The organism is Labedaea rhizosphaerae (genome assembly GCF_004362825.1).
Lineage (GTDB): Bacteria > Actinomycetota > Actinomycetes > Mycobacteriales > Pseudonocardiaceae > Labedaea > Labedaea rhizosphaerae.
On record NZ_SNXZ01000011.1, the window covers coordinates 93,855 to 107,176 of the forward strand.

At 71.6% G+C, this 13,322-nt stretch carries 11 protein-coding genes; 9 read left to right on the plus strand and 2 right to left on the minus strand.

Going from position 1 to position 13,322, the window contains the following annotated elements:
- The first annotated feature begins 2 nt into the window (after positions 1-2).
- From EV186_RS37155 to EV186_RS37180, 6 genes are all read left to right on the plus strand, one after another.
- Positions 3-1,346 carry a nitrate/nitrite transporter gene (locus EV186_RS37155; RefSeq protein WP_133854236.1) on the plus strand — a complete coding sequence of 448 codons (1,344 nt, stop codon included), beginning with the start codon at positions 3-5 and terminating at the stop codon, positions 1,344-1,346.
- 96 nt (positions 1,347-1,442) lie between these two features.
- Complete coding sequence (gene nirB, locus EV186_RS37160) at positions 1,443-3,947, plus strand: nitrite reductase large subunit NirB (RefSeq protein ID WP_133854237.1); 2,505 nt, start codon at positions 1,443-1,445, stop codon at positions 3,945-3,947.
- A complete protein-coding gene (gene nirD / locus EV186_RS37165) occupies positions 3,944-4,267 on the plus strand; it encodes a nitrite reductase small subunit NirD (RefSeq protein WP_133854238.1) in 324 nt (107 codons plus the stop codon). Before nirB ends, nirD begins: the two co-directional genes overlap by 4 nt.
- Positions 4,264-5,412 carry a uroporphyrinogen-III synthase gene (locus tag EV186_RS37170; RefSeq protein ID WP_133854239.1) on the plus strand — a complete coding sequence of 383 codons (1,149 nt, stop codon included), beginning with the start codon at positions 4,264-4,266 and terminating at the stop codon, positions 5,410-5,412. The genes nirD and EV186_RS37170 overlap by 4 nt, the downstream gene beginning before the upstream one ends.
- Positions 5,412-6,050 carry a sirohydrochlorin chelatase gene (locus EV186_RS37175; RefSeq protein ID WP_341816094.1) on the plus strand — a complete coding sequence of 213 codons (639 nt, stop codon included), beginning with the start codon at positions 5,412-5,414 and terminating at the stop codon, positions 6,048-6,050. The genes EV186_RS37170 and EV186_RS37175 overlap by 1 nt, the downstream gene beginning before the upstream one ends.
- Positions 6,047-6,556: a GNAT family N-acetyltransferase gene (locus EV186_RS37180; protein WP_166659515.1), complete on the plus strand. Its 510-nt coding sequence runs from the start codon at positions 6,047-6,049 to the stop codon at positions 6,554-6,556. The genes EV186_RS37175 and EV186_RS37180 overlap by 4 nt, the downstream gene beginning before the upstream one ends.
- Here the strand turns inward: EV186_RS37180 and EV186_RS37185 are convergent.
- Positions 6,529-7,455 (minus strand): LysR family transcriptional regulator, encoded by a 927-nt coding sequence (locus EV186_RS37185; RefSeq protein ID WP_133854242.1) that lies wholly within the window; start codon positions 7,453-7,455, stop codon positions 6,529-6,531. The two genes, EV186_RS37180 and EV186_RS37185, sit on opposite strands and share 28 nt — an antisense overlap.
- Positions 7,456-7,558: 103 nt before the next feature.
- Here EV186_RS37185 and EV186_RS37190 point away from each other — a divergent pair, with 103 nt between their 5' ends.
- Complete coding sequence (locus tag EV186_RS37190; protein WP_133854243.1) at positions 7,559-9,292, plus strand: pyruvate dehydrogenase; 1,734 nt, start codon at positions 7,559-7,561, stop codon at positions 9,290-9,292.
- Positions 9,293-9,345: 53 nt separating this feature from the next.
- Here EV186_RS37190 and EV186_RS37195 read toward each other — a convergent pair whose 3' ends face one another.
- On the minus strand, positions 9,346-11,886 hold the full coding sequence (locus EV186_RS37195) for a helix-turn-helix transcriptional regulator (RefSeq protein WP_133854244.1): 2,541 nt from the start codon (positions 11,884-11,886) through the stop codon (positions 9,346-9,348).
- A 115-nt stretch (positions 11,887-12,001) separates the two neighbouring features.
- On the opposite strand from EV186_RS37195, the gene EV186_RS37200 reads away from it, so the two are divergent.
- Both EV186_RS37200 and EV186_RS37205 read left to right on the plus strand, forming a co-directional pair.
- Positions 12,002-12,334, plus strand: a complete 333-nt coding sequence (locus EV186_RS37200) for a hypothetical protein (RefSeq protein WP_133854245.1) — start codon at positions 12,002-12,004, stop codon at positions 12,332-12,334.
- An 88-nt stretch (positions 12,335-12,422) separates the two neighbouring features.
- On the plus strand, positions 12,423-13,319 hold the full coding sequence (locus EV186_RS37205) for a hypothetical protein (protein ID WP_133854246.1): 897 nt from the start codon (positions 12,423-12,425) through the stop codon (positions 13,317-13,319).
- Positions 13,320-13,322: the final 3 nt, after the last annotated feature.

Sequence of the window (13,322 nt, forward strand, 5' to 3'; positions counted from 1 at the left end):
GTATGCGCAAGCACTGGATCGAGCACTGGGAGCCCGAGAACGAGCAGTTCTGGGCGAGCACCGGCAAGAAGGTCGCTACCCGCAACCTGTGGCTGTCCATCTTCGCCGAGCACCTCGGGTTCTCGGTGTGGACGATGTGGTCGGTGCTGGTGTTGTTCCTGGGCAAGGACTACGGGTTCAGCCCGGCCGACAAGTTCCTCCTGACCACGACGCCCGCGCTGGTCGGGGCGGTCCTGCGCGTGCCGTACACGTTCGCGGTGGCCCGCTTCGGCGGCCGCAACTGGACCATCTTCAGCGCGTCGCTGCTGATCGTCCCGTGCATCCTCATCGGGATCGTGCTCGAACCGGGCGTCTCGCTGTCCACCTTGATCGTCGTGGCCGCGGTGGCGGGCGTCGGCGGCGGCAACTTCGCGTCGTCGATGACGAACATCAACACCTTCTACCCGGAGCGGCTCAAGGGCTGGGCGCTCGGCCTCAACGCGGGCGGCGGCAACGTCGGCGTCGCGGTCGTCCAGCTGCTCGGCCTCGCGGTGATCGCCACGGCCGGGGTCGGCCACCCGAAGATCCTGCTGTGGATCTACGTCCCGCTGGTGGTCCTCGCCGCGCTCGCCGCCACGCTGTACATGGACAACCTCGCCACGGTCCGCAACGACAAGGGCGCCGCCAGGCTCGCGCTGACCCAGTCGCACACGTGGACCATGGCGGTGCTCTACATCGGCACGTTCGGCTCGTTCATCGGTTACAGCTTCGCGTTCGGCCAGGTGCTGACCAACGAGTTCCACAAGGCCCCGCTGGACGCGGCGTACTGGACGTTCATCGGCCCGCTGGTGGGCTCGCTCATCCGGCCGATCGGCGGCAGGCTCGCGGACCGGATCGGCGGCTCGATCGTCACGTTCTGGACCTTCGCGGCCATGGCCGCCGGGTGCGTGCTGGTGATCGTGGCCGGCACGGCGCACTCGTTCCCGCTCTACCTCGCCGGGTTCCTGGTGCTGTTCGTCGGCTCCGGGGTCGGCAACGGGTCGACCTACAAGATGATCCCCGCGATCTTCCAGGCCAAGGCGCGCGGCAGGATCGCCGAGGGCGCCGACGAGCAGGCCGAACTGCTCACCGCGCGGCGGATCTCCGGCGCGGTGATCGGGCTCGTGTCCGCGATCGGCGCGCTGGGCGGGGTGTTCATCAACATCGCGTTCCGCCAGTCGTTCCTCGACACCGGCAGCGGCACCGCCGCGGTGCTCGGTTTCCTCGCCTTCTACGCCCTGTGCTTCGGCGTGACCTGGGCGGTCTACCTGCGCAAGGCGGCCGTGCCCGAGTCCACCAGGGCGGTGCTCACGACCGCGGGCGTCTGACCGGCGGCGTTCCGTAACGCGGGCGCAACGCGACCGACCCGGCCGTGACACGGCCGCGACCGAGCATGGACCCGATCGACGAGGAGGAGGACACGCATGCCCCGCAAGCTCGTGGTGGCCGGCAACGGCATGGTCGGGCACCGCACCGTCCAGGCCCTGCGCGACCGCGACCAGCACGGCGAGTGGCAGGTCACGGTGTTCGCCGAAGAGGCCCGCACGGCATACGACCGGGTCGCCCTCACGTCCTACGTGGACGGCTGGGACCCGGCCGCGCTCGCCCTGCCGGGTGCGGACTTCGCCGACGACGACGCGGTCTCGCTGCACCTCGGCGACCCCGTGGTGGCGATCGACCGTGCCGCCCGCATGGTCACCGCGGCGAGCGGGCGCCGGGTCCGCTACGACGCGCTGGTGCTGGCCACGGGTTCGGCGCCGTTCGTGCCGCCGGTGCCCGGGCACGACCTGCCGGGCTGCTTCGTCTACCGCACCATCGACGACCTGGACGCCATTCGCGCCGCCACGGCGGGCACCGGTTCCGGGCGCCGCGCCGCATTGGTCGTCGGTGGCGGGTTGCTCGGCCTGGAGGCGGCAAAAGCCTTGCGGGACATGGGGATGTCGCCGCACGTGGTCGAGCTGGCGCCGCGCCTGATGCCGTTGCAGGTCGACGACGGCGGGGGCGCACTGCTGGCCCGGCTGATCGCCGAACTGGACGTCACCGTCCACACCGGCGTGTCCACCCAGGTCATCGAGGAGGACCGCGGCCGGTTGCTGGCCAAGCTCGCCAACGGGGTCGAACTGGACGTGGACCTGGTGGTGTTCGCGGCGGGGATCCGGCCGCGCGACCAGCTCGCCACCGCTGCCGGGCTGCGGACCGGTCCGCGTGGCGGCATCGTCGTGGACGAGGCGTGCCGCACCGACGACCCGCATGTGTATGCCGTCGGCGAGTGCGCGTGCGTGGACGGTGTCGTCTACGGGCTGGTCGCGCCCGGCTACGCGATGGCCGAGGTGGTCGCAGACAGGCTGCTGGGCGGGGACAGCGTGTTCACCGCCGCGGACACCTCGACCAAGCTGAAGCTGCTCGGCGTCGACGTCGCGAGCTTCGGCGACGCGCACGCCCGCACCGAAGGCGCGCTCGAGGTCGTCGTCAACGACGCGGTCGCGGGCAGCTACAAGAAGCTCGTGGTCTCCGACGACGCCAAGACCCTGCTCGGTGGCGTCTTCGTCGGTGACGCAACGGAATACGCGCTGCTGCGGTCGCTTGTGGACCTGCCGGGTGACCCGCTGACCCTGATCGGTCCGCGCGGTGGCGGTGGTGGGGTCGGAGTCGCCGCGCTGCCCGACGACGCGCAGATCTGCTCGTGCAACGCGGTCACCAAGGGCACCATCACGGCGGCCATCGTCACCGCCGAGTGCGACGACGTGCCGAAGCTCAAGGGGTGCACCGGTGCGGGCACCGTGTGCGGGTCGTGCGTGCCGATGCTGCGCCAGTTGCTCGGCGCGTGCGGGGTCGCCCAGTCCACGGCGTTGTGCGAGCACTTCCCGCAGTCGCGGGCGTCGCTCTTCGAGATCGTCCGGGTCACCGGCATCCGCACGTTCAGCGAGCTCATCACCGCCCACGGCACCGGCCGGGGCTGCGACATCTGCAAGCCCGCCGTCGCCTCCATCCTGGCCTCGCTCGGCACCGGGCACGTGCTCGACGGCGAGCGGGCCGGCTTGCAGGACACCAACGACCGGTTCCTGGCCAACATCCAGCGCAACGGCACCTACTCGGTGGTCCCGCGCATCCCCGGCGGCGAGATCACCCCCGCCAAGCTGATGGTCATCGCCGAGGTGGCCCGGGACTTCGACCTCTACACCAAGATCACCGGCGGGCAGCGGATCGACCTGTTCGGCGCCCGGTTGGAGCAGCTGCCGCAGATCTGGGCCCGGCTCGTGGCCGCCGGGTTCGAGTCCGGGCACGCCTACGGCAAGGCGCTGCGCACGGTCAAGTCGTGCGTGGGCAGCACGTGGTGCCGCTACGGCGTGCAGGACTCGGTCGGGCTGGCCATCGAGCTCGAGTTGCGCTATCGCGGGCTGCGCTCGCCACACAAGCTGAAGGCCGCCGTGTCCGGCTGTGCCCGCGAATGCGCCGAGGCGCGCGGGAAGGACTTCGGCGTGATCGCCACCGAGCGCGGCTGGAACCTCTACGTGGGCGGCAACGGCGGCACGACGCCCCGCCACGCCGACCTGCTCGTGTCCGAAGTGGACAAGGAGACCCTGCTCCGGACCATCGACCGGTTCCTGATGTTCTACATCCGCACGGCGGACCGCCTGCAGCGCACCTCCGCCTGGCTCGAATCCCTGGAAGGCGGCCTGGACCACCTCCGCGCGGTGGTGCTGGACGACAGCCTCGGCCTGTGTGCGGACCTGGACCGGCAGATGGCCGCCCACGTCGACGCCTACACCGACGAATGGGCGGACGTCCTGGCCGATCCGGACAAGCTGGCGCGCTTCACCTCCTTCGTGAACGCCCCCGGCCTGCCGGACCCGACGGTAGAGTTCCGCGCCGAACGCGGCCAGCCGGTCCCGGTTCTGCTCGGTACCCCCGCGGTGATGGCCCGATGACCTGGTTCGCCGTGTGCCCGGTCGCGGCCGTGCCGCCGGAGCAAGGGGTCGCCGCGCTGTTGCCGGACGGCCGGCAGGTCGCGGTGTTCCGCACGCACGACGGCACCCTGCACGCACTGTCCAACGTGGACCCGTTCTCCGCCGCCGCGGTGCTGGCCCGCGGGATCGTCGGCGACCTCGGTGGGGTGGCGGTGGTGGCGTCGCCGATGCACAAGCAGCACTTCGAGCTGGCCACCGGCCGGTGCGTCGAGCACCCGGACGTCGCCGTGGCGGTGTACCCGGTGCGCGAGCACGGCGACCGGATCATGGTGGCGCCGTGACCAATGCGGAGCCGCCGGTGTTGCCGCTGGCCGGGTTCACCGTCGGCGTGACCGCCGCGCGGCGCGCCGACGAGCTCAGCGCGCTGCTGCAACGGCGTGGTGCCGTCGTGCAACACGGGCCCGCGCTGCGCATCATCCCGCTGGCCGACGACGCCGACCTGCTCGCCGCCACCCGCGACCTGGTGCGCGACCCCGTGGACGTGGCGGTCGCGACCACCGGCATCGGCTTCCGCGGCTGGGTCGAGGCGGCCGAGGGCTGGGGGCTCGGCGAGCAGCTGCGCGCCGCGCTCGCCGGCGCCCGCGTGCTGGCACGCGGCCCCAAGGCCAAGGGTGCGGTGCGCGCGGCCGGGCTCGTGGAGTCGTGGTCGCCCGCGTCGGAGGCCAGCGCCGAGCTGCTGGCGCACCTGCTCGAATCCGGTGTGGACGGTCTGCGGATCGCGGTCCAGCTGCACGGGGAACCGTTGCGGGACTTCGTGGCGAGCCTGCGCGCGGCGGGTGCCGACGTGCTGGAGATCCCGGTGTACCGCTGGACCGGGCCCGCCGACCCGGCGCCGCTCGACCGGCTGCTGGACGCCGCCGTCGCCGGTCAGCTGGATGCGTTGACCTTCACCAGTGCCCCCGCCGCGGCCAGCTTCCTGCGCACGGCCGGGCACCGGGGCCAGCTCGACGACCTCCTCGCGGCGCTGCGTACGCAGGTGCTCGTGGCGTGCGTCGGGTCGATCACCGCGGGTCCGCTGGTCGAACTCGGGGTGCCGATCGTCCAGCCGAGCCGGGCCCGGATTGGCGCGCTGGTCCGGGAACTGGTCGACACCCTGCCCACGCGGTCGCGGCGGCTGCGGGTCGGCGCCCGCGAGCTGGAGGTGCGCGGGCACGCCGTCCTGGTCGACGGTGCGCTGCGGCCGGTGCCACCGGCGCCCATGGCGGTCCTGCGCGCCCTGGCCGATTCCCCCGGCCACGTGCTGTCCCGCCCCGCGCTGGCCGGTGTCCTCTGCCGCCACTCTGGTCGGGACACCGGCGTCGACGAGCACGCGGTCGAGTCCGCCGTGGCCCGCCTGCGCACCGCCCTCGGCGAGCCCCGCCTGGTCCAGACGGTGGTGAAGCGCGGCTACCGGCTCCCGGTCCAGCCGATCGGGGCCGCGTCGTGATGGTGCTGGCGGCGCACGGCACCCGGGACCCCGCGGGCGTGCGCGTGATCGAGGCCATCGCGCGGCGGGTACGGCGTGCGGGCGTGCCGGTGCGGGTCGGCTACGCCGATGTCCGGCGACCCGCCGTGCCCGAGGTCGTGACGCCTGGATGCGTTGTGGTGCCGGCCTTCCTCGCCGCCGGCTACCACGTGCGGGTGGACCTGCCCGCCCAGCTCGCCGGTTCCGGTGCGACCCTCACCCCGCACCTGGGCACGTCGCTTGTTCCTGCTGCCTTCGAGCGGCTGCGCGAGGCCGGTTGGCGACCGGGGGATGCCGTCGTGCTGGCCGCCGCCGGCTCCTCTGACGAGCGGGCGCTGGCCGAGGTGCGCCAGGCGGCGACCCTGCTCGGCGCGTGGACCGGGAGCGAGGTGTCCGTCGGCTACGTCGCGGGTACCGCCCCCAAACTGGCGGAAGTCGTTGCCGCGCAACGAGGGCGCGTGGCCGTGGCGAGCTGGCTGCTCGCCCCGGGGCTGTTCCACCGGCGCGCCCGGGAATCGGGTGCGGACGTGGTGGCCGCGCCGATCGGTGACCACCCGCTGGTGGCCGAAGCGGTGCTGGCGCGATATCGGTTGACCGCGGCAAGCAGGATGGGTGGGTGACCGATGCTGTGACGACGGCGCGCCTCGAGGTGCGCCCGCCCGTGGAAGCCGACCGCGCGCGGTTCGTCGAGTTCCTCTGCGATCCCGACTTCATGGTGTTCTACCCGGTCTCGTACACCGAGGCGCAGGCCAACGCCAAGTTCGACCACCTGCTCGCCCTCTGCCAGGAGATCCCGTTCGGCAAGCAGCCGGTGGTCGAGCGGGCCACCGGGCGCGTGGTCGGGTACACCGGCGCCGACTACCTCGAGGTCGAGGGCCGGACCTGGCTGGAGTGGGGATACCGCTTGATCCCGGAATGCCGGGGGCTGGGCTACGCCACGGAGGCGGGCAACGCCCTGCTGGCCGTGGCCCGCCGAACCTACGAAGGTGAACTGCTGGCCGTCATCGCGCCCGACAACGTGGCGTCGCAGAAGGTGATCGGCAAGCTCGGCTTCACGTTCTGGAAGCAGGCCCCCGTCCTCGGCGATCTCTGCAACCTCTACACGTTGCTCGTCCAGCGCCCGTAGGTGGCGGGCGCCAGCTCCGGCCCGTGGCGCAGGACGTGGTCGTGGAACGCCTGCGAGGCGCCGGGGAGCTGCCGGTCGGCGAGCCAGGCCAGGCCGATGTCGCGGGCCGCGGGCACGTCGGTGACCGCCAGGTGGTGGGCCGGCTTGACCGTGGTGGACAGCACGGCGTGGGGCGGCGGCAGCAGCGCCACACCGAGCCCGGCGGCGATCAGCGACCGCAGCGTCTCGACCTCCTCGCCCTCGAACGCGACGCGCGGGCTGAACCCGGCCCGCGCGCACAGCTCCTCGGTCAGCGTGCGCAACCCGTAGCCCGCCCGGAGCAGGATGAACGGCTCGTCCGCGACCTCCGCGAGCCGCACCCGCTTGCGCCGGCCGAGGCGGTGGTTCGCGGGCACGGCCAGGCGCAGCGGTTCGACGAGCAGCCGCTGCCAGCGCACCCGCGGATGTCCCGGATCGCCGCTGGTCAGCACCAGGTCGACGACGCCGTCGAGCAGGTTGCGCAGGATCGGTTCCTCGCCGTGCTGGCGCAGCTCGAAGCGCACCGCCGGGTGCGTCTCGCGGAAGCCGCTGATCAGCGGCGGCACCAGCCACGTGCCGAGCGTGTGCAGGAACGCGACCGGCACGACCCCGCGCTCGGGGTCCACCAGTTCGGCGACCGCGCGCAGGCCGAGGTCGTACTGGTCGAGCGTCCGGTCGAGGGTGGCCTTGAACACCCGGCCCGCCGGGGTCAGGGCCAGCGTCCGGCCCACGCGGGTGAACAGCGGCGTGCCGACCTCGTGCTCCAGCCGGGCGAGGGCCCGGGACAGCGCGGACTGGGTGAGGTGGGCGCGCTGCGCGGTCTCGGTCACCGTGGCCCCCTCGGCCACGTCCTGGAACCAGCGCAGGATCTGCAGGTCCATCCATTCATGATTCCACAGAATGGAATCGGTGAAGAACCGGAATTGGACGCATGCGATGGACAGGCGCATCGTTGGGGGTGACGACACCGAGGGAGCGTGAGCGATGGCCACCGTTGCGGAGCAGCTGGTTCGCATGCTGCGGGACGCAGGCGTGCAGCGGGTCTACGGCGTGGTGGGCGACAGCCTGAACCCGATCGTGGACGCGATCCGCCGCACCGACGGCATCGACTGGGTCCACGTCCGGCACGAGGAGACGGCCGCGTTCGCCGCCGCCGCGGAAGCCCAGGTCACCGGCAAGCTGGCCGTCTGCGCGGGCAGCTGCGGGCCGGGCAACCTGCACCTGATCAACGGCCTGTACGACGCGCACCGCAGCGGCGCGCCGGTGCTGGCCATCGCCTCGCACATCCCGTCGGCGCAGATCGGCACCAACTTCTTCCAGGAGACGCACCCGGACCAGCTCTTCCGCGAGTGCAGCCACTACTGCGAGCTGGTCTCCCAGGCCGAGCAGATGCCGCGGCTGCTGCGCGTCGCCATGCAGACGGCGGTCGGGCTGCGTGGCGTGTCCGTGCTGGCCATCCCCGGGGACGTCGCCGAGCGGCGCAGTGTCGAACCCAATGCCGCGCCGGTGAAGCTGGTCGCGCCGTCGCCGGTCGTGCCGCCGGCCGAGCGGATCGCCGAGCTGGCCGAGCTGCTGAACTCCGGTGAGAAGGTCACGCTCTTCGCGGGTGCCGGTTGCGCGGGCGCGCACGACGAGGTGATGGCCCTGGCCGAGGCGCTGCAGGCGCCGGTCGGGCACAGCCTCGGCGGCAAGGAGTGGATCCAGTACGACAACCCCTACGACGTGGGCATGTCCGGGCTGCTCGGCTACGGCGCGTGCTACGACGCGATGCACGCCGCCGACCGGATCGTGTTGCTGGGCACCGACTTCCCGTACGACAACTTCCTGCCGCAAGCCCGCACGATCCAGATCGATGCCAACCCCGCCGCGCTCGGCCGGCGCACCAACCTGGACCTGGCCGTCCACGGCGACGTGAAGGCCACCATCGCCGCGGTGCTGCCGCTGCTGCGCAAGCGCACCAACAGGTCCTTCTTGGACACGATGCTGCGTGAGCACGCCCGCAAGCTGCAGAAGGTGGTCGACGCCTACACGACCCGGATCGAGCACCGCACCCCGATCCACCCCGAGTACGCCGCGGACGTCCTCGACGACGTGGCCGCCGACGACGCGGTGTTCACAGTGGACACCGGCATGGGCAACGTCTGGGCGGCGCGGTACCTGACGCCCAACGGGAAGCGCCGCGTGATCGGCTCGTTCCGGCACGGCAGCATGGCCAACGCGCTGCCGCATGCGATCGGCGCCGCGCTGTCCTCACCCGGCCGCCAGGTCGTCTCGATCTCCGGCGACGGCGGGCTGGCCATGCTGATGGGGGACCTGCTGACGCTGACGACCTACGACGTGCCGGTGAAGGTCGTGGTGTTCAACAACGCGAGCCTCGGCATGGTCAAGCTGGAGATGTACGTCGACGGCCTGCCCGAGTACGGCACCGACCACCCGCCGGTGAACTTCAGCGCGATCGCCGCGGCGTGCGGCATCCACGCGGTGCGCGTCGAGCACCCGGGCAAGATCCGCGAAGCCCTGGCCGAGGCGTTCGCCCACCCCGGCCCCGCCCTGGTCGAACTGGTCACCGACCCCAACGCCATGTCGATCCCACCCAAGATCACCGGCGACATGATGCGCGGCTTCGCGTTGGCGGTAAGCAAGACCGTGCTCAATGGCGGCGTGGGCAAAATGGTCGACCTGGCCCGGTCCAACCTGCGCAACATCCCGCGCCCCTGACGGGTTTCCTGCGGTTGCGCCCGTGGATGGCTTGCCCGCGGAGCACTTCGCGTCTAGGGCTCCGTGTCGGCCAGCACGGCCTCGAGCTCGCCGCGGCTGGTGATCCCGAGCTTCGCATACGCGGACTGCAAGTGGTTCTCCACCGTGCGCGGTGACAGGACAAGGCGCTCCGCGATGGTCTTGCTGGAGTGCCCGCCGGCGGCGAGCATCGCGATTTGGTGCTCGCGCTTGGTGAGCCCTGGCGTCTGCACCGCCCGCAAGGCCGGCGTGCGTGGCTTTTGACATCGGGCGGCGAGCGCCGAAGCCCGGGCCATGGCCGAGGCGCCGCCCCGGTCGGCTGCCATCGCCGCGGCCTCCGCGGCGTACAGCAGGCAGCCGATCCGCTCGAACTCGTCGGCGACGGCCAGCAGCTTGGCCGGATGCCCGGTGGTGGCTGCTTCGGCGTGCTGTGCGTAGGCGGCGGTGAGCCGGCCCTCGACCTCCGCGGTAAGCTGGACGATCCGCTCGCACGCCCGTTCGGGCGCGCCGAGGCGAACAACGTCGTGCAGCGCAACGGCCTCGAACCCGGACAGCCGCGATGACCGGCACCGGTCGGCGTGCGCGAGGGCGAGTTCGACGGCCTCGTCGATGGCGCCTTCGGCCACCCTGACCCATCTTTCCGCGAGGGCGATCCATTGCTGTTCACTGACGACGAACCGGTTCGACTGGACGTGGTGCGCGTGGGTCAGCGCCTCGCGGGCGGGCTCGGCGCGACCGGCGAGCGCGAGGGCGTGGGCGCGTTCGGCGAGGCAGCTCGCCCGGGTGTGCTCGGGGTGCGCGCCCGCCGTTGCGATGGCGGCAGCGGTGAGCTGCCCACGCATGCGCAGCGTCTGGGCCCGGCCGAGCATGTCGATCTGATCGGCTGCGTGCCAGTCGATGTGGCTCCCGGTCTCGGCCCGCAGACTGGCCAGGGCCAGATCGGCATCGCCGAGGTCGCCCGCGTAGAGGGCGGCCGCGTACCACGTGGCAACGACCGTCGTGATCAGCACCGGGATCTCGGCGCGCCACGATTCGACGTCGTCCATGGCCAGGCGGGCGCAGACCACGGCCTGGTCGAGCTTTCCGCGGATGGCCAAGGCCCCCGCACGCGCGCTGAGCGATTGCGCGCGCAGCGCCGGGTTGAGCTCCGATGCCTGCAGCAGCCGGCCGGTCAGCTCCAGGATGGCGGACACCTCGCCGGTCCGGCTGAGGATGAGGACGCGCAGCATGTCGACGTTTCGGCGCAATTGCGGATCCGTGACGATGTCGGATGCCCTGTCCAGCACAGCCAGTGCTTCCTCGGCGCAGCCCGGCGTCATGCTCCGGGTGAAGGCCGTGGTCATCGCGAGTTCCGCGTGTTGGCGCTGGCTCAGCGCCCCGCTGTCGATCTTGGCGAGCACCCGAGCCGCCTCGTCGATGGCGCCGCTGTGGTTGAGCACGTTCGCGAGCAGGATGCTCGCGTCGACGCCGCCGCCTGCGCGGACCGCGGCGCCCGCGAGTCGCCGGGCCGTGGGGTAGTCATGGACCGCCCACGCGGTCCGGGCCGCGGCGATCGACGAACCCGGTTCGGCGGGTTGGCCGGCATCGAGCTGCCAGATAGGCGTCCGCAGGTCGTGACCGGCCACGGCGAGCAACTCGCGATAGCGGCGCCGTCGCCTGGTGAGGGGGCATCGGTCCCGGATGACCGCCCCGATGAGCGGGTGCGCAAGGTGGGCCCGCTCCTCTTCGTCGATCCGTACGAGGTCACGCGACTCGCATTCCTCGAGCGCCACCGGATCGCACACCGCTGAGAGCACACCTAGCTCCAGTGGTTCGCCGAAGGCGACGTATTCGAGGACGGCGCTCTGCTGATCGTCGAGCGATCCGATGCGGACGTCCATCAGCTCACGAAGGCGCGGCGCCGCTACCGGCCATGGCCCGGTCCGGCGCCACGGAGGTCCGGTCAGCACACCTGCGTCGCGAGCCGCGAGGACAAGCTCGTGGAGCAGCAGTGGGTTGCCTTCGGTCAACCGCCACAGCTCGCGTGCGGTCGCCACCGGCACCGGACCGCCCAAGGCAGCGGTGAGCACCTCGGCGACCTCCGCCTCGGCAAGTGGAGGCAGGTCGATCCGGGTCGCGTGCCCGGACCGCCAGAGCGTCGAGATGGCATCCGGTGCGGGGAAGTCATCGCGCACGGTCCCCAGCACGGTCGCCCGCCGACCGCGAACCAGCTGGTTCACCATTGACGCGGACGCCGGGTCGAGCATGTGCAGGTCGTCGACGAGCACCGCCAGCCGTCGGCGGGCCGCCGCCCTCAGCACCGCGTCCACCGCCCATCCCAGGGGATTCCCGTTCGCCGGCGGCCCGTCGATCGGCAGCAGGTGGGCGAAGGCGCCGTAGGGGATGTCGCGGGTCGCGGCCGTCGCCTGTGCGGTCACCGTTGTGAATCCCCGTCGGCCGAGGTCATCAAGCACTTCGGTCGCCAGCCGCGTCTTGCCCACGCCGGTCGGCCCGGCGACGAACACCGCCACGGGCGTGTCGCCCACGCGACGCAGCAGCGTCGTGAACTGGATCCCTCGACCAGCGAATGGCCACATGCCTCGCCCGTCCCGAGTCACTGCGCCCCCGCGAACTCCAACATGAGTACCTGGTTACTCAGGCTGTCGGCCAGTCTCCCACGCATGCTGTTGCTGAGGAGGGGAGGTGGTTCCGATGTCCTACCCGGTCGGATACCCGCCGAAGAAGAAAGACGACGGGCTCGTCCAGTTGTTCCACTTCATCGCGGTGGGTGCACTCGGCTTCGGCGCGTTTCCGTTCTGGCGGCGAGGGTTCGTGCACCTCGGTGTGCCGGACTTCCTGTCGTGGCTGTTGACGATCGTCGTGGCCCTGATCTGGGTGTCGCTGGTCCTGGGCTTCATCAACGACATCGACGAGATCAAGGGGTTCGTGGCGAAGATCGTCGCCTACCTCTTCATGATCGCGGTCCAGGTCGCGCTGATCCTGCTCGCGATCGGCGGCGGTGCACAGTTCGACGCCGGCGGTTGACCTACAGGCCGTGTCCGTTGGGATCCTGCGCAACATCCCGCGCCCTGAGATGTATGGGCCGCATATGCCGGTTCGTTAGGGTTCCGGTGTGGGGAAAGCATTCCGGGTCTCGTCGATCGTGCTGCTGGTGGCGTTTCTCGCCGGGTGCACGGAATCCGCGAGCGGGGCACCCGTGATGCCGCCCAACCGGGCGGGCGTGGACACGGCGACCTGCCAGCAGGTGCTGGACATGGTTCGCGACGATCTCGAGACTGTCTTCCCGATGGTCGCCCAGTCGACGCCGGGGAACCGGCCGGAGCTGGTCCGCCAGCGCCTCGTCGGCGCGGGCGAGAACGACGTGACGGCGGTGATGACCGACTACCTGAACCACACCAAGGTGGACGAGGTGGCCGACGTCGACGCCGCGGTGGTCCGGCTCACCGGTGACCACGCTTCGGTGCTGGTGTTCGGCTGGCTGGTCGAGGACCCCACCGGGGCGAACTTCCGCCAAGAGGTGACGATGCTGATCGGCCTCGACCGGCTGGCCGGGACCTGGCGCATCAGCCGGGTCAGCTTGGACCCGACGGAGGCTCCGCTGGCCGGCGGCCCTGGCCCGGCGCCCGACGCGCAGATCGCGGAACGCGACGCGGCCGTGTCCGCCGCGGTCACCCTGGCCACCCGCCTCACCGAGTTCGACGCTTCCGACCCGGAAGCCAGCTACGACAAGTGGTTCAAGGCCAGCGTGGAGCCGCTCACCACCAAGTTGCGCACCGCTCGTGAGGAGTTCCCGCCCGGCGACGCGGTCACCGTGACCGTCTCGCCCCGTCCGATCGTCGCGCCGGTCTACGTGCGGCCGGGCGACGCCTCCTTGCTCGTCTCGCTTTACACCCACAACAGCCAGGGATCGGCGCTCCAGGCACTGCGCATTCAGGTGGTGCGCGTCGAGGACGGCTCGTGGCGGGCGGCGGACCTCACGCAGCTCCACGCCGTCGGCGGCGGCTCCTGACCG

Bases quoted from the DNA above. Each gene is read 5' to 3' on its own strand.
- EV186_RS37155 (WP_133854236.1), top strand. From the start codon at position 3: ATGCGCAAGCACTGGATCGAGCACTGGGAGCCCGAGAACGAGCAGTTC.
- nirD (WP_133854238.1), top strand. From the start codon at position 3,944: ATGACCTGGTTCGCCGTGTGCCCGGTCGCGGCCGTGCCGCCGGAGCAA.
- EV186_RS37195 (WP_133854244.1), bottom strand. From the start codon at position 11,886: ATGTGGCCATTCGCTGGTCGAGGGATCCAGTTCACGACGCTGCTGCGT.
- EV186_RS37190 (WP_133854243.1), top strand. From the start codon at position 7,559: ATGGCCACCGTTGCGGAGCAGCTGGTTCGCATGCTGCGGGACGCAGGC.
- EV186_RS37200 (WP_133854245.1), top strand. From the start codon at position 12,002: ATGTCCTACCCGGTCGGATACCCGCCGAAGAAGAAAGACGACGGGCTC.
- EV186_RS37185 (WP_133854242.1), bottom strand. From the start codon at position 7,455: ATGGACCTGCAGATCCTGCGCTGGTTCCAGGACGTGGCCGAGGGGGCC.
- nirB (WP_133854237.1), top strand. From the start codon at position 1,443: ATGCCCCGCAAGCTCGTGGTGGCCGGCAACGGCATGGTCGGGCACCGC.
- EV186_RS37175 (WP_341816094.1), top strand. From the start codon at position 5,412: ATGGTGCTGGCGGCGCACGGCACCCGGGACCCCGCGGGCGTGCGCGTG.